The organism is Mesorhizobium sp. M7A.F.Ca.CA.003.01.2.1 (assembly GCF_003998945.1).
GTDB lineage: Bacteria > Pseudomonadota > Alphaproteobacteria > Rhizobiales > Rhizobiaceae > Mesorhizobium > Mesorhizobium ciceri.
In genome coordinates, this window is the sequence record NZ_RZRA01000553.1 from 1 (window position 1) to 3,790 (window position 3,790).

4 protein-coding genes are annotated in these 3,790 nt (G+C 60.7%); all 4 read left to right on the forward strand.

The window, feature by feature from the left end:
* The first annotated feature begins 117 nt into the window (after positions 1-117).
* Entirely contained in the window at positions 118-513 is a 396-nt protein-coding gene (locus EN969_RS20915; protein ID WP_024501833.1) for a hypothetical protein, read from the forward strand.
* Between the two features lie 154 nt (positions 514-667).
* On the forward strand, positions 668-1,522 hold the full coding sequence (locus tag EN969_RS20920) for a family 16 glycosylhydrolase (protein ID WP_024501832.1): 855 nt from the start codon (positions 668-670) through the stop codon (positions 1,520-1,522).
* Between the two features lie 67 nt (positions 1,523-1,589).
* The gene (locus EN969_RS20925) at positions 1,590-2,921 is read left to right on the forward strand and encodes a UDP-glucose/GDP-mannose dehydrogenase family protein (RefSeq protein WP_013528109.1); all 1,332 of its coding nucleotides are present in this window, start codon (positions 1,590-1,592) and stop codon (positions 2,919-2,921) included.
* A 92-nt stretch (positions 2,922-3,013) separates the two neighbouring features.
* Positions 3,014-3,790: GMC family oxidoreductase (locus EN969_RS20930; protein ID WP_164758389.1), on the forward strand; the 777-nt coding region annotated here is incomplete at its 3' end.

Genomic DNA, 3,790 nt, shown 5'->3' on the forward strand with positions numbered 1-3,790 from the left:
GTCTGATGTCTCTCCCTCAAAAGGAGCACGACAACGCAACACGAGTTTTTGAGCCCCGGCTGCGGGGATCGGCCAGAAGCCCGGCCCACAAGCCGGCGATGACGGGAACCTGAGTTCATGGCCTCGATATTCGGTTTCAGATCAAGGGATCCGGCCCGCGACCGTCAGGCCGATGTTTCACGTCTTGATCGTCTGGCAAAGCTGTTCGAGCAGATTGCGGCCGAGATCGAGGCCGAGAGAACCGGGCTTGAGAATCGCTACCGGACGACGTCGACCAACGCCGCCTTTCTGGTCGAAGCGATGGAAAACGGCTCTGCTTCCGACAAGCGGTCTTCGGAAGTCAGCGCACTGACACAGTCGATCCTGAATTGCGAGCGCCGCATCGCGGCGCTGTCGCGCCAGGACGGCATGATGAAAGAGCTCCGTCATTCGCTGGATACGGTCTTTGACGAGGATGCCTCCTCGGCCGCCGCGGCGGAATTCGCCTGGCCGGCAGGCGCCGGCAGAGGTTGAACGTGAAGGCTCGGAACTGTTGCAACAGATTTGATGCAAGGCGGGAAGCAGAAGCAATCGAGAGGGTCACAAGGAAGGTCAAGGTTGGCCCGTGCAGGAGCGGTTCGAACGTCGACTTTGGGTTGGGGACACACAGCGCAAAGGTGAGTTTGGTATGAATTGGAATCCGAAACCTACGACGGCAATTGACGCACCGCCTCTCGCATATCGGACCGGACAAGCCGCCCGGCGGCTGGGGTCGCTCGGTGCGTTGCTGCTGGCTGCTCTTGGCGGTTTCCTGGCAACCCCTTCCCATGCCCAGGACATTCCGACATCGCCGTCCTTTGTCGATGATTTCAAAAGCTTCGACCGCACGCGCTGGTATGTTTCCGACGGCTGGAACAACGGCAGCCATCAGAATTGCACCTGGTCGAAAAATATGGTCGAACTGTCGAATGGTGTGCTGTCGCTCGGCTTCGAAAAGCAGACGCTGAAGGATCGCGACTACGTCTGCGGCGAGATCCAGACCAAGCAGCGCTTCGGCTATGGCACCTATGAGGCACGGCTGAAGACCGATACCGGCTCCGGCCTCAACGCCGCGTTCTTCACCTATATCGGTCCAAGCGACAAGCAGCCCTGGGACGAGATCGACTTCGAGGTCCTGACCAAGGACACCTCCAAGGTGCAGGTCAACGCCTATATCGCGGGCAAGGGCAAGAACGAGAAACTGGTCGACGTACCGGGCGGCACGGAGAAGGCCTTCAACGACTACGCCTTCGTCTGGCAGAAGGACAGCTTGCGATGGTACGTCAACGGCCAACTGGTGAACACGATTACCGACCCGGCGAAGCTGCCCAGCCATGCACAGAAGATATTCTTCAGCTTTTGGGGCAGCGATACGATGAAGGGCTGGATGGGAGCGTTCGCGGATCCGGGCCGCAAGCTTTCCCTGCAGGTCGAGCGGGTCGCCTTCACGGCGCTCGGCGAACCCTGTCAATTTCCGGAATCGCTGGCATGCAGTGTAAAGTAGTTGGGAAAGTCGATTTGAACCGGCGGGGCCGAAAACGGTCCGCTGCCTTGCATGGGAATGAAACCGAATGAATTTGACGGTGTTTGGAATTGGCTATGTCGGCCTCGTGCAGGCGGCGGTGCTTGCCGAAGTCGGGCACCAGGTGGTGTGCGTCGACATCGACGCCGCCAAGGTCGAGCGGCTCAACCAGGGCCTGGTTCCCATTTTCGAACCCGGTTTGGAAAACCTCGTCAAGGAGAACCATGCCGCCGGCCGCATCAAGTTCACAACGGATGCCGCCGCCGCTGTCAGGCACGGCGAGATCCAGATGATCGCGGTCGGCACGCCGCCGGGCGAGGACGGCTCGGCCGACCTCAAATATGTGCTGGCAGTCGCCGAGACCATCGGCCGCGAAATGGACAAACCCAAGATCGTCGTCGGCAAGTCGACGGTGCCGGTCGGCACCTGCGAAAAGGTGAAGGCCAGGATCGCCGACACGCTGAAGAAAAGAGGCCGCGAGGACCTGGCTTTCGATGTCGCTTCAAATCCGGAATTCCTCAAGGAAGGGTCCGCGGTTGCCGACTGCATGAAGCCGGACCGCATCATCGTCGGCACCGACAGCGAGGACACCGAGGCTGTGATGCGCGAACTCTACGCGCCGTTCAATCGCAACCACGAGAAGATGATCGTGATGGACGTGCGCAGCGCAGAATTCACCAAATATGCCGCCAACTGCATGCTGGCGACCAAGATCAGCTTCATGAACGAGATGGCCAATCTGGCCGAACAACTCGGCGCCGACATCGAGGAGGTCCGCAAGGGCATCGGCAGCGATCCGCGCATCGGCTACCATTTCATCTATCCGGGCCTCGGCTATGGCGGCTCGTGCTTCCCGAAGGATGTGCGGGCGCTGATCAAGACCGCCGAAGGCGTCAAGTTCGACGCCAAGCTGCTGCGCGCCGTTGAGGAGCGCAACAACGCACAGAAATCGGTTCTCTTCGACAAGGTGGACCGCTATTTCAAGGGCAACCTCAAAGGCAGGACCTTTGCGCTCTGGGGTCTGGCCTTCAAGCCCAACACCGACGACATGCGTGAGGCGCCGGCGCGCGTCCTGATGGAGGCGCTCTGGAAGGCCGGCGCCAATGTGCAGGCCTATGATCCCGAGGCGATGCAGGAATGCCAGGCCATCTACGGGCTGCGCGACGACCTGCTTCTGTGCGGCACCAAGGAGGCGGCGCTGCGCGGCGCCGATGCGCTGCTGATCGCCACAGAATGGAAGAGCTTTCGCGCGCCGTCCTTCGACGCGGTGAAGGACGCGCTGACCACGCCGGTCATCTTCGACGGCCGCAACCTCTATGACCCCAAGGTCATCGCCCGCCATGGCATCGAATATCACTCGATCGGCAGAATGGCGGCATGAGACCGGGCCCTGTCAGACGGATGCAAGACCGGTCCGCACACGGCCTGCGGACGCTGGGGTTGAGCGCGTATTTCTGTGTGGAGTTGTAGCTGATGGTGCTGGACGTAAAGCCGGAGCAAATCACCAAGGATCATTTCGATCTCGTCGCGATCGGTTCCGGCTTCGGTTCGGCCTTCTTCCTGCATGAGTTCGCCAGGCGCCGAAAGGCGCGCATTCTGGTGCTGGAGTGGGGACGCCACAACACCCATGAATGGCAGCTCGAACAGAACGTCAACACCGACATCGAAGACGAGACGACCTACAAGACCAATTCCGACAAGCCGTGGAACTACACGATCGGACTGGGTGGCGGGACGAACTGCTGGTTCGCGCAGACGCCAAGATTTCATCCCAATGATTTCCGGCTGAAAAGCACCTACGGCATCGGTAATGACTGGCCGATCAGTTATGACGACGTCGAGCCGTTCTACTGCGACGCGGAAGACATCATGTCGATCTCCGGCGACCCCGACATGGCGGCGATGCTGCCCCGCTCGAAGCCGTTTCCGCAACCGCCGCATCGCATGTCGACACCGGACAGGATGATGAAGGCGGCGCAGCCCGACCAGCACTTCGTCATGCCAACCGCGCGGGCTCGCGTGCCGACCGCGCAGCGCAGCTCGTGCTGTGCCAATCTGCGTTGCTGGCTGTGCCCGGTCGACGCCAAATTCACCGTCAACAACGGGTTGATGCACGTCTTCGAGCATCCCGACATCTCGGTCTGCCTCGGTGCGGAAGTGCGCCGGCTCGATCACGTCGGCGGTGCTGTCCGTTCGGTCACGTTCAGCCATGACGGCAAGGAATACCAGGTCAGCGGCGATCTCTTCATT